Source organism: Micropepsis pineolensis (assembly GCF_055392125.1).
Genome location: NZ_AP042408.1, coordinates 147,036 through 170,345 on the forward strand (window position 1 = coordinate 147,036; position 23,310 = coordinate 170,345).

Consider the following 23,310-nt stretch of genomic DNA (forward strand, 5'->3'; position numbering starts at 1 on the left):
CAAGAACTGGCCGATAACAAGGATATTTCTATGACCAATACGCGCGCCGCCCGCATTGCGTGGCTGAAGGAAGAAGCTCGCAAACGGATTCTGCTGCTCGACGGTTCGTGGGGCGCGCTGATCCAGACCTATCATCTGAACGAACAGGATTACCGCGGCACGCGCTTTGCCGATCATGCCAGCGAGCTTAAGGGCAATAACGATCTGCTGACCCTGACCAAGCCCGATGTCATCCGCGAAATCGGACATGCCTATCTGGCCGCCGGGGCCGATATTATTGAAAGCAATACCTTCACCTCGAACGAAAGTTCGCAGGCCGATTACGATCTTGCCCCGCTGGTCAGTGAACTGAATGAAAAGGGTGCCGCCCTTGCCCGCGAGATCTGCGATGATTTCACCCGGCAGGCTGGTGACAACCGCCCGCGCCTGGTGGCCGGCGTACTCGGCCCGACCAACCGCACCGCATCGATCTCGCCCGATGTCAACGACCCGGCCAAACGCAACATCACCTTTGATGCGCTGCGCCAGACCTATTTTGAAGGCACGATGGGGCTGATCAAAGGTGGCGCCGATCTGTTGATGATCGAAACCGTCTTTGACACGTTAAATGCCAAGGCGGCGATTTTTGCCATTGAAGAAGCCTTTGCTGCCTCGGGTGAACACCTGCCGGTGTGGATTTCCGGCACCATCACCGACCGTTCAGGCCGCACCCTGTCGGGCCAGACGGCGGAAGCGTTCTGGTATTCGACACGCCATGCCAACCCGTTTGCCATTGGCTTCAACTGCGCGCTGGGTGCCGATGAAATGCGCGCCCACATCGCCGATCTGTCGCGCATCAGCGATACGCTGGTGTCGGCCCACCCCAATGCGGGCCTGCCCAATGAATTTGGCGAATATGATGACAGCCCGGAGATGATGGCCAAGGTCGTCGGCGGCTATGCCAGGGACGGCATCGTCAACATCGTCGGAGGCTGCTGCGGCACCACGCCTAAGCACATTGCCGCCATTGCCGAAGTGGTCAAAGGCCTGCCGCCGCGCAAAATCGAAGAAAAGCCGAAATTCTTACGTTTGTCAGGGCTGGAGCCGTTCACGCTGACGCCGGAAATCAATTTCGTCAATGTCGGCGAGCGCACCAACATCACCGGTTCGGCAAAGTTCCGTAAGCTGATCAAGGCCGAAGATTACGATGCCGCGCTGGAGGTTGCCCGCGCCCAGGTCGAAAACGGCGCGCAGGTCATCGACATCAATATGGACGAGGGGCTGATCGATTCCAAGGCGGCGATGATCCGCTTCCTCAATCTGGTGGCAGGCGAGCCCGACATTGCCAAGGTACCGATCATGGTCGACTCCTCCAAATGGGAGGTGATCGAGGCAGGCCTGAAATGCCTGCAAGGTAAAGGCATCGTCAATTCGATCTCGCTGAAAGAAGGCGAAGAAGCCTTTCTGGACCACGCCCGGCTGATCCGCCGTTATGGCGCCGCCGCCGTGGTGATGGCCTTTGACGAGACCGGTCAGGCCGATACCGAGGAACGCAAGGTTTCTATCTGTCAGCGCGCCTATGACCTGCTGGTGAATACGATCGGCTTCCCGCCGGAAGACATCATCTTCGATCCCAACATCTTTGCGGTTGGCACCGGCATCGATGAGCACAACAATTATGCCCAGGATTTCATCGCCGCCACAGCGCGCATCCGCAAGGCAATGCCGCTGACCCATATTTCGGGTGGTGTGTCGAACATCTCGTTCTCGTTCCGTGGCAACGACCCGGTGCGTGAGGCCATGCATTCGGCCTTTTTGTTCTATGCCATCAAGGCGGGCATGGACATGGGCATCGTCAATGCCGGTCAGCTGGCGGTGTATCAGGACATTCCGGCCGAGCTGCGTGAACGTGTCGAAGACGTGCTGCTCAATCGCCGGAATGACGCGACCGAAAGGCTGCTCGAGGTTGCGGCCAAATATAAAGGCGATGGCGCGGTTGCCGAAACCCAGGAAGCCGAATGGCGCACCCTGCCAGTGGCCGAACGTTTAAAATACGCGCTGGTACATGGCATCGACGCCTTCGTCACCCAGGATACCGAGGAAGCCCGTGCCGCAGTAGCGCGCCCGTTGGAAGTCATCGAAGGCCCGCTGATGGCCGGGATGAACGAGGTTGGCGATCTGTTCGGTGCTGGCAAAATGTTTCTGCCGCAGGTGGTCAAATCCGCCCGTGTGATGAAAAAGGCCGTGGCCTATCTGATGCCCTATATGGAGCAGGATAAGCTGGGCAAGCAAAGCTCGGCCGGGCGTATTGTGCTGGCGACAGTCAAGGGTGACGTACACGATATCGGCAAGAACATTGTCGGCGTGGTGCTGCAGTGTAACGGATTCGAGGTGTTCGATGTCGGCGTGATGCAGCCGTCAGATAACATTCTGGCCGCCGCGCGCGAGCACAAGGCCGATATTGTCGGACTGTCCGGGCTGATTACGCCATCGCTGGATGAAATGTGCCATGTTGCCTCGGAAATGCAGCGGCAGGGTTTCACCATTCCGTTGATGATCGGCGGAGCCACCACGTCGAAGGTGCATACCGCGGTTAAAATCGACCCCAACTACCCGGCGGGCTCTGTGGTCTATTCCTCCGATGCATCGCGCGCCTGTGGTGAAGCCTCACGCCTGCTCAGCGCAGACGGGGCCGCCTATCGCAAGAAGGTCCGCGACGATTATCAGGCGATGGCGATCAAGCACGCTGCCGCCCACAAGCCCACCACACGCGCCACATTGAGCGAAGTGCGCGCCAATGCCACCAAGATTGACTGGAACGGCTATATTCCACCGGTGCCGAGTTTCTTCGGGCCCCGGACGATTACCAAATTCGACCTCAACGAACTGGCCAGGAACATCGACTGGACACCGTTCTTCTCGGCCTGGGAGATGAAGGGGCGCTATCCCGAAATTCTGCACAACGACAAGACCGGCCCGACGGCGCGCGCTTTGTTCGCCGACGCGCAGAAAATGCTTGAAAGCATTATCAGTGAAAACTGGCTTGAAGCCCGTGCGGCGGTTGGTTTCTATCCGGCCAATGCGGTGGGTGACGATATCGAGGTCTATGGCGACAAGGCGCGCAAATTCCCCATCGCCACCTTCCACACCCTGCGCCAGCAAATGTCACGCGATGCCACCCGGCCCAATATTGCCCTGTCCGATTTTATCGCCCCCAAGGGCATCGAGGATTATATCGGCCTGTTCGCGGTGACGGCAGGTATTGGTGAAGAAGCCCGTGCCAAAATCTTCAAAGAGGCCAAGGACGATTATTCGGCCATCTTGCTAAACGCGCTGGCCGACCGGCTGGCCGAAAGCTTTGCCGAAACCCTGCATGCCAGGGTGCGCAAGGAATATTGGGGTTATGCACCGGACGAGACCCTGACCAGTGACGAGATGATTGCCGAAAACTATCGCGGCATCCGCCCGGCACCGGGCTATCCCTGCCAGCCTGACCATACCGAAAAAGATCAGTTGTTCACGCTGCTGGAAGCCACAATGCGCACCGGGATCACGCTGACCGAAAGCTTTGCCATGTGGCCGGGGCCATCGGTATGCGGATTGTATTTCTCGCACCCCGAAGCGCGCTATTTCGGCGTTGGCAAGATCGAGGCCGATCAGGTCGCCGATTATGCCAAACGCAAAGGCTGGACGCTGGCCGAGGCGGAAAAATGGCTTAAACCCAACCTGTCTTACGAGCCTTAAAAACACCTAAACTCAGCGTTGCAGAAAATCAAAACCCCGCTATGATTTACCCCATAAGATCAGGGGGAAATCATGGCGTGGAAGGCGTTCTGGGCCCTGCCTTGGGCAGCGGTGTTGGGCTGTACCTGGGCAGCCAGCTATGACGACTATACACGGGGTTTAAGCGCGCTGGCCGCCAAACGGTATGATCTGGCGATCCAATCTTTCAGCACGGCTTTGGCGGCGGGCGATCTGGCCGCCACCTATATCCCCGTCGCCCACATGCGCCGGGCTGCCGCCTATATGGCGGCGGGCGACTGCAAAAATGCCGTCAGCGATCTTAACGCGGCCGCGGCGGTCAGAACTCCGGACAGTGAACTTCTCACCCTGCGGCTGTGGGGCAATCTGTGTGCGGGCGACAAGGTCGCCGCCGACCGTGATTTTACCGCCCTGCTGAGCACTAGGCCGGAAAAACTACAGGGTGGACTTTTTACCTCCTATGCCCGGGCCTTGTGGGACTATGGTGATTTTGCTGCTGCGGGTGAGAAATACGCCCTTGCGCTGCAGCACACCGACAAAAAAAACACGCACAGCCTTTATCTGGACCTGTGGTACGCCATGAGCACTTTACGCGCCGGGCGGTTCGATACGGCCGACTTTGATAAACGCACAGCGGACATACCATCAGGCTGGCCGGCCCCCATTGTTGCATTCTATCGCGGCCAAACAACGGTAGAACAGCTTTATCACGCGGCGCAGGACAGTGACGCGGTGCTGGCTGCGGGGCAGAAATGTGAAGCCGATTTTTATCTGGGGGAATGGCATTTATCCCATGGCGATCAGGCCGTGGCTGCACCGCTGATCCACCAAGCGGCAGAGAACTGCCCACACCGTTTTGTTGAATATGACATGGCACAGACTGAGGAACATCGGCTGAAAAAATAACGCAGCTTAAAGGGGGGGAGAAAATCAATGCGTAAATGGGGTGCCTGCGCCGCGCTCGCGGGGCTTTTATACAGCGCAGCAATAACCAGCGGCGCCACCGCCGAGGAAGCCAAATGTCAGCTGGTGCGGTTTTATTCCTGGCCAATGACCCTCAACGCCGTCGGGCATCTGACCATACCGGTTCCCATCAATGGCCAGCCGATCAATATGCTGGTCGATACCGGTTCGTTCTATTCCATCCTGACCCGCACAACAGCGGACCAGCTGCACCTGCCGGTTCGGGCCAACCCCGGCGCCTCCATAGAAATGTTCGGTGGTGAAAAGTCCAACTTAATGGCCACAGCAAAAGAGGTCACGATCGGGCCGGTGGCATTACATGACAGACCCTTTTTCATATTAAGCCGCAACACCGATTGGTATGACGGCATTCTGGGTGCGGAAATCCTGCGGATTTTCGATGTCGATTTTGACTTTGCCGGCGGAAAGCTAAACCTCTATTCCCAGGAACATTGCCCCGGCAAGATCAATTATTGGTCCCACACAACGCCGGCAATACCGCTCGATTTTAAAATTGAAGGCAATCACATTGTGGTTGATGTTGAGCTGGGGGGGCGTGAAGTCAAAGCAATTGTTGATACCGGCGCACCGCAATCCGTGATGAGTCTGGAGGTCGCATCCCGCCTGCTGCATATCGACGAGGACACCTTAAAAAAACAGCGCGATAAGGATGAAAGCGCCGATCTGTTCAAAACGCTGACCTTTCAGGGCATCACGGTCAACAATCCTGACATTCGCCTGTTCTCGGATGAGGAAAGCAAACTGATGGGCAACTCTGGTCAACCCAAGCTGATCATCGGTATGAGCATTCTGCGCCAATTACACCTTTATATCGCCTACAAGGAAAAGAAGCTCTATGTCACCCCGGCGGTAATGTAGCCGCCGGGCAGTCTCGCCAACCATACCAAATACGCTATAATCCCGGCTGATGGTCAGGGAGCCTGAGCTATGACACGTTATGGTCTGGCGTTTTTGACGCTTGTATTATTGTGCGGCCCGCTGGCCGCCGGGGAGGCGTGTCGGCAGCAAGCGGTGGCCAGTACCCCCTTACAAAAGGCGCACCTGTTCAATCAGGTCGCCACACCGGTTACCATTTCCGGGCAACCATTGCGCTTTCTGGTCGATACCGGCTCGCCATCATCGATGGTCACCGAACATGCGGCAGATGCTGCAGGGCTTAAGCCCAAAGCACTGGCCAGCGGCAGCGTTAAGATGTTTGGCGGCGACGAAGCTAAATCATCCGTCCACGTTACAAATTTCAAAATCGGCAATGCCGCTATGCCTGATGGAGATTTTGTCGTTATGCGAACCCTGCGCTTTAATTTTGGTGGCGAGCAATTTGATGGCCTGATCGGAGCGGATATCCTGGCGCGTTATGATGCAGATTTTGATTTCGCCGCAGGCACGCTGACCCTGTTCAGGCCCCATCCCTGCGATGGTCAGGAAATTCAGTGGAAGACCGACACGGTGATAGAGACACTGCCCTTCACCGGGGATAATGGCCGCATCATTGTGCCCATCCAGCTCGACGGCAAGGACATGATCGCCATTGTCGATACCGGGGCCAGCGATTCCAGCCTGGGGGCAAAGATCGGCATGGCAAAACTGGCGCTGTCACCGCAATCGCCCGGCATGATGCGCGAAGGGCCGGCAGATGATGCCGACCCGATCTATGATTACAAATTCCGGGAAATGAAACTCGGCCACGTCCGCCTCACAGATACGCAGTTTCGCTTCATACCCTTTTCAAAAGCCCACTGGTTCTTCGCCGGACTTCTCGGTATGCCGGAGCTGAGACGCCTGCACCTGTATATCGCATACAAAGAACACAAGCTGTATTTCACCCCGGCATCCGCCCCCTAAAGTCAGGACCTATAGGGCTGTGGTCACTGATCGAAGCCGAACCCCTGTTTGGAGGCCGCGGCGCGCAAATTGGGGAAATAGACCTTGCTGTAGTAATCGCGGATGCTGATCGTCCACGGCTCACCATCATCACGGCCCTGTGCCTGCCAGTGCGCCATCATAGTCTGGTCATATGCCGTGATGGCCGCATCAAGCCCATCGGCCTGATAGGTCTCCTTATGCACATAGGTCGACAGCGGCAGACGGGGTTTGAGCGGCGCGTCCTTCGCGGCATACCCCAGACAGACACCAACCATCGGGAAGGTATGCTCGGGCAAATGCAGCAGCGTGGCCAACGCTGTCGGATCATTACGGATGCCACCGATCGGCACAACACTCAGGCCAGCGGCACGCGCCGCCGTCATCAAATTGCCCAGCGTAATACCGGCATCAATGGCACCGACGGTAAAGCCTTCCAAACTGTCGTGGATCACCTGTGTGCTGCCAGTGGCGGCCACGGCCCGACCGGTTTTATAAAAGTCTGCCACCACGGCGATGAAAACCGGGGCCTGAGCAATCCAAGGCTGGCCACCGGCAATTTCAGCGATTTTCTGACGGCGCGCGGCATCTTCCACCACCACCAGAGAAACCTGCTGACCGTTCACCGAAGTCGGGCCATGCCAGGCGGCTTTCAGCACACTGTTCAAAACGTCGGACGGAACCGCTTTATCCTGATAGGCACGAATACTGCGATGCTGGTACATCAGCTCCAATGTCGAATTCAAAAGCACTCTCCTGCAAGATTAATCCGTACACATCACAAAACCATAACGCTGCGGACGGCCCCTTAGGAACGGACCATCTTCAACACACGCGCTTTGGTGTGACGGAAAATACGGCGGCAAAGCCGTGGGCGGCACATGGTCCTACGGTCATGACCTGCTGTCAATCACAGCGACCGCACCGACAATTCCATATATATTGTATGGCTAAGACCAGCCACTGATGTGCCGCCTGCACCTGCAGCACACTCTACAGTGTAAGGGATGGCATGTTTGGTATATTACAGCGAATTTAATCGGCACACACGCTTTCGCGGCACAAAGACGCAAGCCCTGCGGTAGACGAAAAGATTTCGCGCGGACTACCCTTCAAACATAATGGGGGATACCGATGAAACATTTTATCTTTGTATTTTGTGCACTCTGCTTATTAGGGGCGCTGCTTTGCCCACCCGCCGCAGCAGAAGAGGATTGCCGCCTGCAGATCGTGGCCAGCGTGCCGCTTGAGGAGGCAAAAAATCATACCGGCGTTGCGGTAGAGGTGATCATTGCCGCGCACACATTCCATTTTCTGGTCGATACAGGATCACCCGCATCGGTTATGACCGAGCAAACCGCAGACACGTTAGGCCTGACGCAATTAGGGCTGCCAGGCATATCCTATTTCAAACTATTTGGCGGTGAGAAAACCCGGCATTATGTTGGTGCTAAAGACATCAAAATCGGTGGCACGAATATACCATCTGCCAAATTCATCGTCGTCAGCACGGAGCGATTGCACCACGGCGAGCAATATGACGGACTCATTGGTGCTGATTTTCTTTCGTTATTTGATGCTGATTTTGATTTTGCCGCACATAAGCTCAATCTGTTCTTACCGCACCGTTGCTCTGGCCGTGCGGTCTATTGGACCGAGAACGAAGATCATATTGCCAAATTTCCTTTTGCCCTGCTTCATGACCACATTAACCTGCCAGTGGTCATTGATGGAAAAAAGGTTGATGCCATTCTCGATACAGGATCATCATCTACCGTCATGGATATGCATCTGGCCGAAACCGAATTTGGTCTGACACCGCAATCGCCAAACATGGAACGGTTAAGCGCTGCGGATGACCCAGCCCCAACTTACCGCCACACATTTAAAACGCTCCAGTTTGGCGGTGTAACTGTAAATAATGTGCCAGTATTATTAATACCGAGAGACAAATCAAAAGTGAGTATTGACCTGATTATCGGGATGCGAGAGATAAATAGATTGCACCTGTTCATCGCTTATAAGGAACGCATGCTCTATGTGACGGCGGCCGGTGAGAAACGCACAAGCCCCGCCAGTCCATAAATCGTTCAAACAAAAAAGGCGGGCACCGGGCCCGCCTTTTTTCTATATCTCAGCTGCAGACAGATCAGGCCGGATCGGCCGCAATCCGCATACGGACAATCTTGTCCGGCTCGCCTTCGATGGCACCGTTATTATGTTCTGAACCTTTTTTGATGGCATCGATATGCTCCATGCCATCGACCACCTCGCCCCACACGCTGTACTGGCGATCAAGCCACGGCGCATCGGCAAAGCAGATGAAGAACTGGCTGTTGGCGCTGTGCGGGCTGGAAGACCGCGCCATCGAGCAGGTGCCACGCTTGTGGTGCTCGGCCGAGAATTCGGCCTTGAGGTCGGCGAGCTTGGAGCCGCCCATGCCGGTGCCGGTCGGATCGCCGGTCTGGGCCATAAAGCCGGGGATGACCCGGTGGAACACCACGCCATCATAGAAGCCGGACCGCGCCAGCTCCTTGACGCGGGCGACATGACTGGGCGCCAGATCAGGGCGCAGGGCAATGGTGACCGCGCCGGTCTTCAGTTCCATAATCAGCGTGTTTTCAGGCTCTTGCGCCATCTCTCTTCTCCCCAAGCGCCTTACAGCGCTGTTTCAACAGTTTGGCCACACGCGGGGTCGTAAAGGCAGAAACATTGCCCCCCAACATGGCGATTTCCTTGACCAGCCGTGAGGCAATGGCCTGATGGCGCGGATCGGCCATCAGGAACAGTGTCTCGATATCCGGCGCCAGCTTCTGGTTCATGCCAACCATCTGGAATTCGTATTCGAAGTCCGAGACGGCGCGCAAGCCCCGCACGATTACCCCGGCCTTTTGGGCGCGGGCAAATTCGACCAGCAGACCGGAGAACGGCTTTATTTCGACGGACTTACCCCATTTTGCAACCTCAACCCGGATCATCTCGACACGTTCGTCCAACGTGAACAGAGGCGTCTTGGCGGCGTTGGTGGCAACCCCGATCACCAGCTTATCGACCAGCCGCACCGCGCGGGCAATGATATCGAGATGCCCGATGGTGGGTGGATCAAAGGTCCCGGGGTAAACGCCAATGCGTTTGAGTGCCATGATTTAACCGTTAGGTGTTTGCATTAGGAACATCGCCGCCCGCGTCATCGGGCGCCGCGTCAGTGTCATCGCCGGAAACATCGGCAATGCGCTCAACCGAGACCACGCGTTCCTCGTCATCAACGCGGAACACCGTCACGCCCTGCGCAGCACGGCCCTGGAAGCTGATGTCCCTGACCGGCACACGAATGGTCTGACCGGCATTGCTGATCAGCATAAGGTCATCGCCTTCCTCGACCGGGAACGACGCGATGATGGCGGTGTTTTTCTTGCCCATCCCCATGGCCACAATGCCCGAGCCGCCACGGCCCGTGACACGGTATTCATAGGTGCTGGAGCGCTTGCCAAAACCTTCTTCCGACAGGGTGAGCAGGAACTGTTCGCCCGCCCCCAGCGTGGCATAGCGCTCAGCCGTCAGCACGGCTTCTTCGCCGTTCTCCTCGGGCTCGTCGATCACCACATCATCGGTTTCCTCGCCTGCGGCACGGCGCAGGGCGCTGGCCTGTTTGAGATAGGCGCGGGATTCGGCAGGGGTGGCATCGGAATGGTGGATCAGGGCCAGACTGACGATTTCATCACCGTCCGCCAGCTTGATGCCACGCACGCCGGTTGATTCACGGCCTTTGAAGACGCGGATGTCAGACAGCGGGAAACGGATCGCTTTGCCACGGTGCGTGGTCAGCAGCACGTCATCGGCCTCGGTGCACAGCTGCACCCCGACGATGGCGTCGCCTTCAGACAGTTTCATGGCGATCTTGCCGGCCTTGTTGATCGAAACAAAGTCGGACAGTTCATTGCGGCGCACATTGCCCGATTTGGTGGCGAAAACGACGTGGAACTTCTCCCACTGGGTTTCGTCTTCCGGCAAGGGCAGAATGGTGGCGATGCGTTCGCCATCGGACAGCGGCAACAGATTGACCATCGCCTTGCCACGGCCGGTAATCGGCGCGTCGGGCAGGCGCCAGACCTTGAGCTTGTAGGCCATACCGGTCGAGGAGAAGAACACCAGCGGCGCATGGGTGGATGCCACGAACAGGTTGGTGACAAAATCCTCGTCCCGCGTATTCATGCCCGAGCGGCCCTTACCGCCACGGCCCTGCACGCGGTATTCCGCCAGCGGGGTGCGCTTGATATAGCCGCCATGGGTGACGGTGATCGCCACATCTTCGCGTTCGATCAGCGCTTCGTCTTCCAGCTCGACATCGGCGTCGATCAGCTGGGTCAGACGCGGGGTGGCAAACTCGGCCCGCACGGCGACCAGCTCGTCCTTGACGATGGTCAGGATGCGATCCCGATTGCGCAGGATATCAAGATAATCGCGAATTTCTTCGGAGAGTTTTTTGACCTCTTCGCCGATTTCATCGCGCCCTAAGGCGGTCAGGCGCTGCAGCCGCAGATCAAGAATGGCCTTGGCCTGTTCCTCGGTCAGATGCAGCGTGCCATCCTCGGCCAGAACCGAGCGCGGATCGGCGATCAGCAGCACCAGCGGGGCAACATCCCGCGCCGGCCAGGCCCGGGCCATCAACTGTTCGCGCGCCACATTGGCGTTCGGCGCGGCGCGGATCAGCGCAATCACTTCGTCGATATTGGCCACCGCCAGTGCCAGACCGGCCAAGACATGGGCGCGATCGCGCGCCTTGCCGAGCAGGAACTTGGTGCGGCGGGAAACCACTTCCTCGCGGAAGGCCACGAAGCAGACGATGAGGTCCTTGAGGTTCATCAACAGCGGGCGGCCATCGTTCAGCGCCAGCATGTTGACGCCGAAGCTGACCTGCAGCTCGGAATAGCGGTAAAGCTGGTTCAGCACCACTTCGCCCGAGGCATCGCGCTTAAGCTCGATCACCACGCGCATACCGTGGCGATCGCTTTCGTCGCGAATATCGGAAATGCCTTCGACGCGCTTATCGCGCACCAGTTCGGCAATCCGCTCGATCATGCGCGATTTGTTGACCTGATAGGGGATCTCGGTGACGATGATGGCGAAGCGATCCTTACGGATCTCCTCAATCTCGCAACAGGCCCGCATAAGGATCGAACCACGACCGCGGGCCAGCGCATTGCGCGCCGCCGCCCGACCGATGATCAGACCACCGGTGGGAAAGTCCGGCCCCGGAACGATTTCGGTCAGCACATCCATGCCGATCGACGGATCTTCGATATAGGCCAGACAGGCATCAACCACTTCGCCCAGATTATGGGGCGGCACATTGGTCGCCATACCGACGGCGATACCACCGGCACCATTGACCAGAAGATTGGGGAAGCGCGCCGGCATCACGATCGGCTCTTGTTCCGAGCCGTCATAATTGTCCATGAAATCGACGGTATCTTTGTCGAGATCATCTGTCAGCGCATGGGAAATCTTCGAACGCCGGATTTCGGTATACCGCATGGCGGCGGCCGGATCGCCGTCGACCGAGCCAAAGTTACCCTGGCCATCGGCCAGTGGGGCGCGCATCGAAAAACTCTGCGCCATACGCACCAAAGCGTCATAGACCGAGGAGTCGCCGTGGGGATGGTATTTACCGAGCACGTCACCGACAACGCGGGCGCACTTGCGATAGGCCTTGTTCCAGTCATAGCCGTTTTCGTGCATCGAAAAAATGATGCGCCGATGCACCGGCTTCAAACCGTCACGCGCATCAGGCAGGGCGCGCGAAACGATCACGCTCATCGCATAGTCGAGATAGGAGCGCTTCAGCTCGTCCTCGATGGCGATGGGGGACACATTCGACCCCGCGGGCGGGGTGGGCAGGTTCGACACGGGCGGGGTCGATGGCGGCAGATCTTCGGTCAAATTCCGGTCCTTGAAAGAGCCGCTTCGGGATACGAGAAACGGCGGCTGTTCCTAGCATTTTTACGGGCGATTCGGCCAGCAAAAGATGGGGATTAGCCTATGGGCTGGCAGGCATTTTCGTCTGAACGGGTTTAAACGTCCACATCGGTGACGAAGCTGGCGTTCTCCTGGATGAACTGAAAGCGCAGTTCGGGTTTTTTTCCCATCAGGCGTTCGACCATGGCTTCGGTCTCGTCACGCTGTTCATCGGCGATATCGACACGGATCAAGGTCCGTGTGCCCCGCTTCATGGTGGTTTCCTTAAGCTGGGCCGGCATCATCTCACCCAAGCCCTTAAAGCGTGAAACCTCAACCTTAGCGTTTGACTTGAAGGCCGATTTCAAGAGTTCCGCCTTGTGGTCGTCATCGCGGGCATAGAGGGTCTTGCCACCATGGCTTAAGCGATAAAGCGGCGGCATGGCCAGAAACAAATGCCCACCATCAATCAAACCGGGAATCTCCCGGTAGAAGAAGGTCAGCAACAGCGAGGCGATATGGGCGCCATCGACGTCGGCATCGGTCATGACGATGATGCGATCATAGCGCAGATCTTCGTCGCGGTATTTATCGCCGACACCACAGCCCATCGCCTGCACCAGATCGGTCAGTTCCTGGTTCTGAGCCAGCTTACCGGCCGCAGCCGAGGCCACGTTAAGGATCTTGCCCCGCAGCGGCAGCACCGCCTGGGTGGCCCGATCACGCGCCTGTTTGGCAGAACCACCGGCGCTGTCGCCCTCGACCAGGAAAATCTCCGTACCCGCGGCTTCGCTACGGGAACAGTCCGCCAGCTTGCCGGGCAGACGCAGCTTGCGCGTCGCGGTTTTACGGGAAACGTCCTTTTCCTGTTTGCGCTTAAGCCGTTCTTCGGCACGATCAATGGCGAATTCCAGCAGCTTATCTGCCTCAGCCGGGCTTTCGGCCAGCCAATGCTCGAAATGATCACGCACCACATTTTCGACCAGCTTCTGCGCCTCGACGGTCGAGAGCTTCTCCTTGGTCTGGCCCTGAAACTCGGGCTCCCGAATGAACACCGACAACATGGCCGAACAGGACGCCAGCACATCATCCGGGGTAATCAGCGTAGTCTTGCGGTTATTGGCCCGCTCGCCATAGGAGCGTAACGCCCGGGTCAGCGCATTGCGCAGGCCCTGTTCATGCGTGCCGCCCTGTGGCGTGGGGATGGTGTTACAATAGGACAGCATCATGGCATCAGCATCAGGCAGCCAGGCAACCGCCCATTCCACCGAACCTTCACCATCGCGGGCCTCGGTCCGCCCCGAGAACATCCGCTCGGTCACCGTCGTCTGGGTGCCGATTTCACCTTGCAGGCAGTCGGCCAGACCGCCGGGGAACATCAACCGGTCTTCCGCCGGGGTATCGTCCTTGATCAGGGCGGGATCGCATTTCCAGCGGATTTCAACGCCGCGGAACAGATAGGCCTTCGACTTGGCCATGCGATAGAGCTTATTGGGCGAGAAATGCAGTTCCTTGCCGAAGATCTGGATGTCAGGCTTGAAGCTGACACGGGTGCCGCGCCAGTTGGCCCCACCCATATCCTGCAATTTGCCGATGGCCTTGCCACGTTCAAAGCGCATCTTGTAGCCGCGCTTTTCGCGCGCCACTTCGACATCCATCCATTCCGACAAAGCGTTGACCACCGACGAGCCGACGCCGTGCAGACCGCCCGAGGTCTGATAGGCCTTGCCGCCGAACTTACCGCCGGCATGCAGCGTGGTCATGATGACCTCGAGCGCCGATTTGTCCTTGAACTTGGGATGGGCATCAATCGGGATACCACGGCCGTTATCACGGACGACCAGCACATCATCGAGCATGCATTCGATCTCGATGCGGCTGGCGTGACCGGCGACCGCTTCGTCCATAGCATTGTCGAGGATTTCTGCCGCCAGATGATGCATCGCGGCACTGTCGGTGCCGCCGACATACATACCGGGACGACGGCGCACCGGCTCCAACCCCTCCAGAACCTCAATATCCTTGGCGGTATAGCCGCCGCCGCGCCCCGACGTCGGCTGAAACAGATCTTCCGGTTGTGCTTTCGTCATATTCGCCTAACTTGCAGACATCTCGACATTTCAAGGTGCGGATCAAACGCGGGATCTGGCCTAAAGAACCGGCCCCAAATCCGGCCCGAATCGACCAGGGACCAATCTAGCGTGTTTGCCGCGCCAAAACCTGCACCCTTCGCGGGACCGGGGCCGTTACAGCCCCGCCCCAAACTTCATCCTTGGGATATACCGAACTCGGGGGCCTGATGCCAGCAGCCCAACGCACCCATCCCATCCGAGCTGTGGGCATTATCCGTATACGGGAAAAATCAGGGCTAAACGGACACGCCACACGGCATTGACACACCCACAGATTGAGTATCACAGTGCACGCATAACAATGGGTGCACGCTGTGCGTTTAAAGGCCGCGCAAGAAGGTATTAGGCAATATGACGAATTTGGGCAAAAATGTGGGGCAAGGTCACAGATAAATATTCCTTGCCCCGGTAGAAATCGCTAAAATCTTTTCCTGCTGGGCGTATTTGCCGTTTTATTTGACGAACACAATATTGGCAAACAGCAAGGGGGAAAGGCTGTGAAATATCTTAAGCGTTTGCGCAGCCAGCGAAGCACAGACGTACGTGTATTACGTTCGCAGCTCGATCTTACTTCGCAAACCGTTCGATCATCGCGACTTTCCTCGCCATTCTGGGCTCTGGCGATTGCCTGGCTCGGCTCGGATAGCTGCGGGCTGTTTGGCCATGTCAATTTCAACACGGCGGTTTTTGTCCCGGTCATTGTCTCGGCAACAATGATTCTCTCGGCCTCGGTGGTGTCGATCTACCAATATGACACGGCCGAAAGCGCCGAATATGACCGTACCCGGCCATGGTTCTCGCGCATTGTCGCCATGCAGGCGAGTATCAGCTTTGCCTGGGGCCTGATGCCCTGGCTCTTGTGGACGCCGGGGGATTCGATCAACCATCTGTTTCTGGGTGGCGTCACGCTGGCGACGCTGGCGATGCTGGTGGTCAGCCGCTCCAGCCATATGGACATGTTTTTGGCCAGCCTGATCCCGATGACGGTGATGGCGGCGGTGCGTTTTTTATTGGGCGACAGTGCGGTCGATACCGGTATTGCCATCGTCATTCCGGTGTTCGGGGCCCAGCTGCTGGTCGATGGCCGCCGCCTGATGCATCGGCTGGACGAGGATTCGCGCTTACGGTTTCAGGTTGAAGACATGGCGCGCGAGATCGAGATCACCCGCGATGATGCCCTGCGCAAGCGGTTTGAAGCCGAAACCGCCAACGCCTCCAAAACGGCTTTTCTGGCCAATATGAGCCACGAGCTGCGCACACCGCTCAACGCTATTTTAGGGTTCTCTGAAATCATCGCCGGGGAATGTTTCGGCCCGGTCGGTTCGGACCGTTATAAGGAATATGCAGGCGACATTCATTCCTCCGGCGCGCACTTACTCAGCCTGATCAACGATCTCCTGGATGTCGCCAAGATTGAGGCCGGTCGGATGGAGATTGCGCCCCACCCGCTCGACCCACAGCACACCTTCGATGTCGCCCTCAAACTGGTCGGGGCCAAAGCGCGCGAAAAGCATCAGCAGCTGATCATTTCGATCACGCCGGATGTGCCGCCGCTGTATGCCGACGAACGCGCGATCAAGCAGATCCTGATCAATGTCGTTTCCAACTCAGTGAAATTTACCCCGGATGGCGGCATCCTCAAGGTTTCGGCCAGCCGCTCGCCCCGGGGCGAATTTCAGATCTGCTGCGAGGATAACGGACCGGGCATTCCCCGCGAAAAGCTCGACAAGATCTTCGTCCCCTTCAGCCAGGTCGATAACCGCTATGACCGCCAGGCGGGCGGCACAGGGCTGGGCCTGGCGCTGGTGCGGGGCCTGACCGAACTGCATGGCGGACGGGCCTGGATCGAAAGCGAATATGGCAATGGCTGCCGCACCTATATCGTGCTGCCAGCCGAGCCACCGCTCAGCGCCATTAATAAATCGACCCTCAATTAGGGCCGCACGTGAAAGTATCGGGGCGTTTTGCCCGTAATGCAGAGTGGGCTACTGCCCGGTGAACAGGTTCTTCACCGGTGCCGTGCTGTAGCGCAGCTCGGAAAAATCCACCGCAATACCATTACCTGTCGGGGACTGGGCCAGAAAACCGGCCTGTAGATCCTGACTGGGGGATAGCCGGAAAGCCCGGACCATCTGCCAGATTTTGCCATCTTCGGACGCAAAAAACGTGACGCCGGGGCCCTGCCGGGCGATTTTCAGATACAGCGCGTGGCCCGCTGCCGGAATCGAATAGCTGTCATCCGAAGCGCCATTGGTGACCACCATGACCACCGACAAATGGCCATCGCCTTGCGGCGTTTCCAGACACAGTTTGGCCCAGTGATCTTTATCGACATACAGGGCCAACGCCCCGGAATCCCAGCGCGACAGCGGCGTCAGCGAAATCTTAGCGCTGAGGATGAAATCTTCGGGGGCATGAAACAGCAGCGTCGGCGCGCTATCCACCCGGCCCAAATCAAACGGTGATATGAACCAGTTGCTATGCGCAGGGGCCGTGATGGTGAAACGGTCAGGCCCGGTCACCTTCCACTGCACCGGGGGATTACGGTATTCAAGCGCCGCAGGCAGCGCCGCGAGCGTCTGCGCAGAGCCCGCCGCCATAACCGGAACGGCAAGAACGCCCGCAACAGCAAGCGATAACAGGAAATGACGCATGATCCCCCCAGTGGCGCGTGTCTTTGCGATCTTTTGAGCGCGCGTTGCGTCTGAGCCTACACCTTTCAACCGTAAAGCGCGATCCGTGCAGCAGGCGTCCACAGGCGAAAAAAAGGGGCGCGGCAGATGCCGCGCCCCTGATTTGGCAAAATCCGAGTGACCTCAGACCGAATAATACATCTTGAATTCGATCGGATGCGGGGTGTGCTCGAACGCATAGACTTCGTTGTACTTCAGTTCGATATAGCTATCGATGAAGTCCTGGCTGAAGACGCCGCCCTTCTTGAGGAAGGCGTTGTCGGCGGCCAGACTGTCGAGGGCTTCGCGCAGCGAACCGCACACGGTCGGGATCTGCTTGAGCTCTTCCGGCGGCAAGGCATACAGGTCCTTGTCCATCGGATCGCCGGGGTGGATCTTGTTCTCGATACCGTCGAGGCCGGCCATCAGCATGGCGGCAAAGGCCAGGTACGGGTTCGAACCAGCATCCGGGAAGCGCACTTCAACGCGCTTGGCCTTGGGGCCCGAGCCGAACGGAATGCGGCAGGAGGCCGAACGGTTGCGGGCCGAATAGGCCAGCAGGACCGGGGCTTCAAAGCCGGGGATCAGACGCTTGTAAGAGTTGGTCAGCGAGTTGGTGAAGGCGTTGATGGCCTTGGCGTGCTTGATGATGCCGCCGATGTAATACAGGGCCATTTCCGACAGATCGGCATAACCGTTACCAGCGAACAGCGGCTTGCCCGCCTTCCAGATCGACTGATGGACGTGCATGCCCGAACCATTGTCGCCATAAACCGGCTTCGGCATGAAGGTCGCCGTCTTACCGAACGAATTGGCAACCTGATGCACAACATACTTATAGATCTGCATGTTGTCGGCCATCTTGACCAGCGGCGCAAACTTGGTGCCCAGCTCATGCTGCGCGGTCGCCACTTCATGATGGTGCTTCTCTGGCCCGATGCCCATTTCGCCCATAATAGCGAGCATTTCGGCGCGGATATCCTGAGAGCCATCAACCGGCGGAACCGGGAAATAGCCGCCCTTGACCGACGGACGGTGACCAAGGTTGCCACCTTCATATTCGGTGCCGGTGTTGTAGGCGCCTTCCTTCGAGTCGATATAATAGAAGCACTTGTTCATCGTCGCTTCGAAACGCACGTCGTCGAAGATGAAGAATTCAGCTTCCGGGCCAAAGAAGGCGGTATCGCCCAGCCCGGTGGACTTCAGATAATCTTCGGCGTTCTTGGCGATGGCACGCGGATCGCGCGCATAACGCTCGCCCGTGGTCGGCTCGACGATGTCGCAGGTGATGGCCAGGGTCTTGTCGGCAAAGAACGGATCGACAACCGCAGTCGAACAATCGGGCACCAGAATCATGTCCGACTCATTGATGGCCTTCCAGCCGGCGATCGACGAACCGTCGAACATCGTGCCTTCGGTCAGGAATTCTTCGTCGACCACAGACAGGTCGAACGTAACATGCTGCCACTTGCCCTTGGGATCAGTGAAGCGCAGGTCGACGTACTTAATCTCTTCTGCCTTAATAAGAGACAGAATGCTTTGTGCATTAGCCATAGTAGTCGGTCTTTCCCCTTTGTGATGTTTATCTACACGTGCCGCAGGCGGCCTTATTAGATGGCGTCCGCCCCGGTCTCGCCGGTACGGATGCGGATGGCTTCCTCAACATTGAGGACGAATATCTTACCGTCGCCGATGCGACCAGTGCGCGCAGCCTTCTGAATGGCATCCACCGAGGCTTCCAGGCGGTCGTCGCCAATGATGATCTCGATCTTCACTTTGGGCAGGAAGTCCACGACATACTCGGCACCGCGATAGAGTTCTGTGTGCCCCTTTTGACGGCCGAACCCCTTGGCCTCCGTCACCGTAATACCCTGGACACCCACCTCCTGCAGCGCTTCCTTCACCTCGTCGAGCTTGAACGGCTTAATAATCGCTTCGATCTTTTTCATTCTCGTGCTCCTTCGCGCAGCCCCGTAAGGTTACAGCGCACCTCGCCGTCCGTAGCAGGGGTTATGCCAACAATTAAGGACTTAATCACAAATAAATTCAGCAACTTATTTACCATTTGCCCCATTTTTGTATAGATGCCGCCCATTTTTAAGGCGTCTGCACAGAAAACAATCACATTTCTTGCGACGGGACTGTGCAACAGTAAAGTGCATTTTAAGATATTAGGAATAGAAACAGCAAAGACAGTTCCCGTTATAGGGGTTATACAGATTTGATCTCTCTAAAATAGCAGCATTCACCGCATGACCCCAGAGATGAAGGGCGGGCTAAAATGACGCGGTTTTACCTCGTTCGTAACGCACGGACCGAAGAGGGCGTCGGCTTCATCGAAAACCCGGCCCTGGATGAGGTCGGCCAGATTCAGGCCGAAGGCGTCGCCGATCTGCTCGGCAGTCAGCCCCGCATGATGCTGATCAGCAGCCCGCAGCGCCGCGCCATAGAAACCGCCGCACCACTGGCCCGACGCTGGATGACAGCCCCCGCCATCGACGAAACCCTCACCCTGATGCCGCTGCCCGACGCAGCGACCTATAATCGCGAGGCCTGGCTTAAAAACTTCATGAAAGGCAACTGGGACGCGGCTTTGCCCTTTCAGGCCACCTGGCGGCGTGAATGCTTAAGCAAACTCCTCCGCCTTGACCGCGATGCGGTGATTATCTCGCATTTTGTTGTCATTAATATGATTGTGGCCGCCGCCATGGAGGATGCGCGCACAACGGTCTTTCAGCCGGACAACGCATCGATTAGCATCGTCGATGTTGAAAGTGGCGCGCTGAAATTGGTTGAACTGGGCCGACAGGCGGCAACCAGAACGCTGTGAAGCCGCCCATAGGGTGCCATGCACACGGAAATTCTGACTGTGGCGGAGATTTACGCCGCCGACCATTTTACCGCCAGCCACGGTACGCCGACCCTTGAACTGATGGAAAACGCTGGCAGCGCCATCACCAGAACCCTTCGCACCCGCTACAGCCCGCGCCGCACCGTCATTCTGTGCGGGCCGGGCAATAATGGCGGCGACGGCTTTGTGATCGCCCGTCAGCTGGTCGAGGCCGGCTGGTCCGTTACTCTGGCCCTGCTGGGGGCTAAAACTGCCCTCAAAGGGGATGCCGCCAGCAATGCCGCGCGCTGGAAAGGCCCGGTTCATCCGCTTTCGCCGACGGTGCTGGCGGGGGCCGAACTGGTGATTGATGCGCTGTTTGGCGTCGGCCTTACCCGCCCCTTAAGTGGGCCTGCGCTGGAAACGGTCCAGGCATTAAATGCCCTGACACCGCGCCCCGCGATTGTGGCGGTGGATATCCCCAGCGGCATCGCTGGCGACAGCGGCAAACCGCTGGGCGACGGCTTTGTCCGCGCCGACCGGACTGTGACATTCTTTCGCAAGAAGCCGGCCCATGTGCTGATGCCGGGGCGGCTTTACTGCGGGCAGATCGAGGTTGCGGACATTGGCATCGCCGAATCAGCTATCGGCACGATCGGCCCCAAACCGCCGCTGCAGGAAAACACCCCGGATCTGTGGTCAGCCGCCATCCCCCGCCCCGATCCCCTGGGATATAAATATAGCCGCGGCCATACCCTGGTGGTAAGCGGGCCTGCCTATGCCACCGGTGCGGCGCGCATGGCGGCACGTGCGGCCTTACGCGTGGGGGCGGGGCTGGTCAGCATCGCCAGCCCGACCGACGCGATGGCAATCAATGCTGCCCACGCAACCGCCATCATGCTGAAATCCTTTGATGATCCGGCCGGGCTGGCGCACATCCTGACCGACAAGCGCTTCAATGCCACCATCATCGGTCCGGGCTGTGGATTAAACGAAACAACCCGGGCGCTGACCGCCGCCGTGCTGGCCAGTGGAGCAGCCACCGTGCTCGACGCCGATGCCTTGAGCGTGTTTGCCGACGACCCGACCACCTTGTTTGCCGGACTTCATCCAAACTGCGTGCTCACCCCCCACGATGGCGAGTTCGAGCGTTTGTTTCCCGGCCTGCTCGATCGCTGCCAGCAGGACGGCACCGGGAAGCTGGGCGCCGCCCGTCAGGCCGCCCGAACCGCCGGGGCTGTGCTGCTGCTCAAAGGGCCCGACACTGTGATTGCCGCCCCCGATGGCAGCGCCACCATCTGCACCAATGCCCCGCCCACCCTCGCCACCGCCGGGGCGGGCGATGTGCTGGCGGGCTTTATTGGTGGCTTACTGGCCCAGCATATGCCGGTATTTCTGGCCGCCGCTGCGGGTGCCTGGCTGCACGGCGCAGCAGCACGGGAATTTGGCCCCGGGCTGATTGCCGAAGACCTTCCCGAAACACTGCCGGCGGTGTTGCGCCGTCTTTATGGAGAGACCTTGTGACGATTACTTCCGAAACCACCCCGCAATGGCTGACCTGGGCGCGGGAACTGCAAGCGATTGCGCAAGTCGGCATCACCTACTCCCACAATCTGTACGATACCGAGCGCTATGAGCAGATGCGCGAACTGGCCGCCCGCATGATGGGGGCCTATTCCGGCACCGATCCTGAGAGGGTTGAAGCCCTGTTCAAGAGCGAGCTCGGCTATGCCACCCCCAAGGTCGATACCCGCGCGGCGGTGTTTCGCGGGCGCGAGGTGCTTTTGGTCAGCGAACTGATTGATGGTGGCCGCTGGACACTGCCGGGGGGCTGGGCCGATGTGAATCTGACCCCGTCGGAAAATGCTATCCGCGAAATGCAGGAGGAGGCCGGCCTGTTGGTGCGCACCACCAAACTTGCCATCGTCTGCGACCGGGATAAAGCCGGGCATACCGAGCCCTATCCCTTTCATATTTATAAGTTTTTCTTCTTGTGTGACGAGATCGGCCCGGCACCAAAAACCGAAGGCGAGACCGGCGACGCAAAATTTTTCCCGATCGATGCGCTGCCCGAACTATCGACCTCGCGCGTCTTGGCAAGCCAGATCCTGCGGCTGTATGAGCATACGCAGCATCCAGAGCTGCCAACCGATTTCGATTGAGGGGATTATGAGCCGAATCGTCGTGCGCCGTATGAGCGAGGCCGATCTGCCGGTCATTCTGGCGATCTATAACCATTACATCGAAAACACCCCGACGACCTTCGATCTGGAACCCCAGACGCTGGAGCTGCGGCGGCACTGGTTTGCCAAAATCGGCCCCAGCGGGCGCTATCAGGCCTTTGTCGCCGAACGTGATGGCGTGGTGGTCGGCTGGGCTAATACCAGCCCGTTCCGGACCAAAGCGGCCTATGAAACCACGGTCGAAACCACCATTTATCTGGCCCCCGACGCAATGGGGCTGGGTTTGGGCCGCATGCTGTACCGCACCCTGCTTGAGGCGATCAGTCGCGAGGATGTCCACCGCGCCTATGGTGTGGTGACCATGCCAAACGACGCCTCGGTGGCGCTGCATGTCGCGATGGGCTTTAAGCTGATCGGTGAAATGAAAGAGGTCGGGCGTAAATTCGACCGCTTCTGGGATGTGGCCTGGTTCGAACGGGCGATCTCGCCCAAAATGTTCGCAGAACCGCCGACGCAAACACCCTGAAGGCGAATATTTATATCATCGCCACCCGCAGATGGTGAGCCGAATCGGCCGGCAAGCACCCAGGCTGGGCGAAATTTCCCCTCCCTGCAGGCTATTTATGTGGTTAAGCCCCCGAATCCGCCTTGCGGGCTGAATTGCACTCTAGCGGCGGGGTCAAACCCCTGATATAGGGGCGCCCTTCCCTTGTCGTAGCGGCCTAGTCTTAACAAACCCAGGCCGTTACGGTAGGCATGGGGCCCGTATGCGGGCGTGGCGGAATGGTAGACGCGCTGGATTTAGGTTCCAGTGACGAAAGTCGTGGGGGTTCAAGTCCCTTCGCCCGCACCAGCCTTCGACCACGTCGGCAGGCCGCGATTACTCGCGGCGGGTTTTTACAAGATCTTATGGCTGGCAAGCCGCTTTGTGTCGGATTGAGGAAGTTAGGATA

18 protein-coding genes and 1 tRNA gene are annotated in these 23,310 nt (G+C 58.2%); 11 read left to right on the forward strand and 8 right to left on the reverse strand.

Annotated features, from left to right (window positions below):
- The first annotated feature begins 30 nt into the window (after positions 1 to 30).
- The 4 genes from metH (at position 31) to ACZ5RI_RS00650 (ending at position 6,567) form a co-directional block, all read left to right on the forward strand.
- A complete protein-coding gene (metH, locus tag ACZ5RI_RS00635) occupies positions 31 to 3,723 on the forward strand; it encodes a methionine synthase (protein ID WP_464514184.1) in 3,693 nt (1,230 codons plus the stop codon).
- Between the two features lie 72 nt (positions 3,724 to 3,795).
- Positions 3,796 to 4,647: a hypothetical protein gene (locus ACZ5RI_RS00640; protein WP_464514185.1), complete on the forward strand. Its 852-nt coding sequence runs from the start codon at positions 3,796 to 3,798 to the stop codon at positions 4,645 to 4,647.
- Positions 4,648 to 4,674: 27 nt separating this feature from the next.
- Positions 4,675 to 5,583 carry a retroviral-like aspartic protease family protein gene (locus ACZ5RI_RS00645; RefSeq protein ID WP_464514186.1) on the forward strand — a complete coding sequence of 303 codons (909 nt, stop codon included), beginning with the start codon at positions 4,675 to 4,677 and terminating at the stop codon, positions 5,581 to 5,583.
- 69 nt (positions 5,584 to 5,652) lie between these two features.
- The gene (locus tag ACZ5RI_RS00650) at positions 5,653 to 6,567 is read left to right on the forward strand and encodes an aspartyl protease family protein (protein WP_464514187.1); all 915 of its coding nucleotides are present in this window, start codon (positions 5,653 to 5,655) and stop codon (positions 6,565 to 6,567) included.
- A gap of 23 nt (positions 6,568 to 6,590) precedes the next feature.
- On the opposite strand, the gene ACZ5RI_RS00655 is transcribed toward ACZ5RI_RS00650, so the two are convergent.
- The gene (locus tag ACZ5RI_RS00655; RefSeq protein WP_464514188.1) at positions 6,591 to 7,331 is read right to left on the reverse strand and encodes an NADPH-dependent oxidoreductase; all 741 of its coding nucleotides are present in this window, start codon (positions 7,329 to 7,331) and stop codon (positions 6,591 to 6,593) included.
- A 388-nt stretch (positions 7,332 to 7,719) separates the two neighbouring features.
- Between ACZ5RI_RS00655 and ACZ5RI_RS00660 the strand changes: the two genes are divergently transcribed.
- Positions 7,720 to 8,670 (forward strand): aspartyl protease family protein, encoded by a 951-nt coding sequence (locus ACZ5RI_RS00660; RefSeq protein ID WP_464514189.1) that lies wholly within the window; start codon positions 7,720 to 7,722, stop codon positions 8,668 to 8,670.
- Between the two features lie 64 nt (positions 8,671 to 8,734).
- Here ACZ5RI_RS00660 and ACZ5RI_RS00665 read toward each other — a convergent pair whose 3' ends face one another.
- From ACZ5RI_RS00665 to parE, 4 genes are all read right to left on the reverse strand, one after another.
- Positions 8,735 to 9,223, reverse strand: a complete 489-nt coding sequence (locus ACZ5RI_RS00665; RefSeq protein WP_464514190.1) for a peptidylprolyl isomerase — start codon at positions 9,221 to 9,223, stop codon at positions 8,735 to 8,737.
- Positions 9,207 to 9,728, reverse strand: a complete 522-nt coding sequence (coaD, locus tag ACZ5RI_RS00670; protein ID WP_464514191.1) for a pantetheine-phosphate adenylyltransferase — start codon at positions 9,726 to 9,728, stop codon at positions 9,207 to 9,209. The genes ACZ5RI_RS00665 and coaD overlap by 17 nt, the downstream gene beginning before the upstream one ends.
- Positions 9,729 to 9,738: 10 nt before the next feature.
- The gene (gyrA, locus tag ACZ5RI_RS00675; protein WP_464514192.1) at positions 9,739 to 12,525 is read right to left on the reverse strand and encodes a DNA gyrase subunit A; all 2,787 of its coding nucleotides are present in this window, start codon (positions 12,523 to 12,525) and stop codon (positions 9,739 to 9,741) included.
- A gap of 131 nt (positions 12,526 to 12,656) precedes the next feature.
- The gene (gene parE / locus ACZ5RI_RS00680; RefSeq protein ID WP_464514193.1) at positions 12,657 to 14,630 is read right to left on the reverse strand and encodes a DNA topoisomerase IV subunit B; all 1,974 of its coding nucleotides are present in this window, start codon (positions 14,628 to 14,630) and stop codon (positions 12,657 to 12,659) included.
- A 539-nt stretch (positions 14,631 to 15,169) separates the two neighbouring features.
- Between parE and ACZ5RI_RS00685 the strand changes: the two genes are divergently transcribed.
- Positions 15,170 to 16,609, forward strand: a complete 1,440-nt coding sequence (locus ACZ5RI_RS00685; RefSeq protein ID WP_464514194.1) for a sensor histidine kinase — start codon at positions 15,170 to 15,172, stop codon at positions 16,607 to 16,609.
- Between the two features lie 48 nt (positions 16,610 to 16,657).
- On the opposite strand, the gene ACZ5RI_RS00690 is transcribed toward ACZ5RI_RS00685, so the two are convergent.
- The 3 genes from ACZ5RI_RS00690 to ACZ5RI_RS00700 form a co-directional block, all read right to left on the reverse strand.
- Complete coding sequence (locus ACZ5RI_RS00690; RefSeq protein ID WP_464514195.1) at positions 16,658 to 17,326, reverse strand: DUF1349 domain-containing protein; 669 nt, start codon at positions 17,324 to 17,326, stop codon at positions 16,658 to 16,660.
- Between the two features lie 162 nt (positions 17,327 to 17,488).
- Positions 17,489 to 18,898, reverse strand: coding sequence for a type I glutamate--ammonia ligase (gene glnA, locus ACZ5RI_RS00695; RefSeq protein ID WP_464514196.1), 1,410 nt, complete (start codon positions 18,896 to 18,898; stop codon positions 17,489 to 17,491).
- A gap of 56 nt (positions 18,899 to 18,954) precedes the next feature.
- The gene (locus ACZ5RI_RS00700; protein WP_464514197.1) at positions 18,955 to 19,293 is read right to left on the reverse strand and encodes a P-II family nitrogen regulator; all 339 of its coding nucleotides are present in this window, start codon (positions 19,291 to 19,293) and stop codon (positions 18,955 to 18,957) included.
- A 332-nt stretch (positions 19,294 to 19,625) separates the two neighbouring features.
- Here ACZ5RI_RS00700 and ACZ5RI_RS00705 point away from each other — a divergent pair, with 332 nt between their 5' ends.
- From ACZ5RI_RS00705 to ACZ5RI_RS00725, 5 genes are all read left to right on the forward strand, one after another.
- Positions 19,626 to 20,174, forward strand: coding sequence for a histidine phosphatase family protein (locus ACZ5RI_RS00705; protein ID WP_464514198.1), 549 nt, complete (start codon positions 19,626 to 19,628; stop codon positions 20,172 to 20,174).
- 18 nt (positions 20,175 to 20,192) lie between these two features.
- Positions 20,193 to 21,698, forward strand: a complete 1,506-nt coding sequence (locus ACZ5RI_RS00710) for an NAD(P)H-hydrate dehydratase (RefSeq protein WP_464514199.1) — start codon at positions 20,193 to 20,195, stop codon at positions 21,696 to 21,698.
- Positions 21,695 to 22,336, forward strand: a complete 642-nt coding sequence (locus ACZ5RI_RS00715; RefSeq protein WP_464514200.1) for an NUDIX hydrolase — start codon at positions 21,695 to 21,697, stop codon at positions 22,334 to 22,336. Before ACZ5RI_RS00710 ends, ACZ5RI_RS00715 begins: the two co-directional genes overlap by 4 nt.
- A gap of 7 nt (positions 22,337 to 22,343) precedes the next feature.
- The gene (locus ACZ5RI_RS00720; protein WP_464514201.1) at positions 22,344 to 22,883 is read left to right on the forward strand and encodes an N-acetyltransferase family protein; all 540 of its coding nucleotides are present in this window, start codon (positions 22,344 to 22,346) and stop codon (positions 22,881 to 22,883) included.
- Positions 22,884 to 23,126: 243 nt separating this feature from the next.
- Positions 23,127 to 23,210 (forward strand) — tRNA-Leu (locus ACZ5RI_RS00725).
- Positions 23,211 to 23,310 lie beyond the last annotated feature (100 nt).

What these genes read in the sequence shown, in the direction of transcription:
- ACZ5RI_RS00645 (WP_464514186.1), top strand. Translation starts at nt 4,675, where the DNA reads ATGCGTAAATGGGGTGCCTGCGCCGCGCTCGCGGGGCTTTTATACAGC.
- ACZ5RI_RS00690 (WP_464514195.1), bottom strand. Translation starts at nt 17,326, where the DNA reads ATGCGTCATTTCCTGTTATCGCTTGCTGTTGCGGGCGTTCTTGCCGTT.
- glnA (WP_464514196.1), bottom strand. Translation starts at nt 18,898, where the DNA reads ATGGCTAATGCACAAAGCATTCTGTCTCTTATTAAGGCAGAAGAGATT.
- parE (WP_464514193.1), bottom strand. Translation starts at nt 14,630, where the DNA reads ATGACGAAAGCACAACCGGAAGATCTGTTTCAGCCGACGTCGGGGCGC.
- ACZ5RI_RS00710 (WP_464514199.1), top strand. Translation starts at nt 20,193, where the DNA reads ATGCACACGGAAATTCTGACTGTGGCGGAGATTTACGCCGCCGACCAT.
- ACZ5RI_RS00705 (WP_464514198.1), top strand. Translation starts at nt 19,626, where the DNA reads ATGACGCGGTTTTACCTCGTTCGTAACGCACGGACCGAAGAGGGCGTC.
- metH (WP_464514184.1), top strand. Translation starts at nt 31, where the DNA reads ATGACCAATACGCGCGCCGCCCGCATTGCGTGGCTGAAGGAAGAAGCT.
- coaD (WP_464514191.1), bottom strand. Translation starts at nt 9,728, where the DNA reads ATGGCACTCAAACGCATTGGCGTTTACCCCGGGACCTTTGATCCACCC.
- ACZ5RI_RS00665 (WP_464514190.1), bottom strand. Translation starts at nt 9,223, where the DNA reads ATGGCGCAAGAGCCTGAAAACACGCTGATTATGGAACTGAAGACCGGC.
- ACZ5RI_RS00660 (WP_464514189.1), top strand. Translation starts at nt 7,720, where the DNA reads ATGAAACATTTTATCTTTGTATTTTGTGCACTCTGCTTATTAGGGGCG.
- ACZ5RI_RS00650 (WP_464514187.1), top strand. Translation starts at nt 5,653, where the DNA reads ATGACACGTTATGGTCTGGCGTTTTTGACGCTTGTATTATTGTGCGGC.
- ACZ5RI_RS00700 (WP_464514197.1), bottom strand. Translation starts at nt 19,293, where the DNA reads ATGAAAAAGATCGAAGCGATTATTAAGCCGTTCAAGCTCGACGAGGTG.
- ACZ5RI_RS00720 (WP_464514201.1), top strand. Translation starts at nt 22,344, where the DNA reads ATGAGCCGAATCGTCGTGCGCCGTATGAGCGAGGCCGATCTGCCGGTC.
- ACZ5RI_RS00640 (WP_464514185.1), top strand. Translation starts at nt 3,796, where the DNA reads ATGGCGTGGAAGGCGTTCTGGGCCCTGCCTTGGGCAGCGGTGTTGGGC.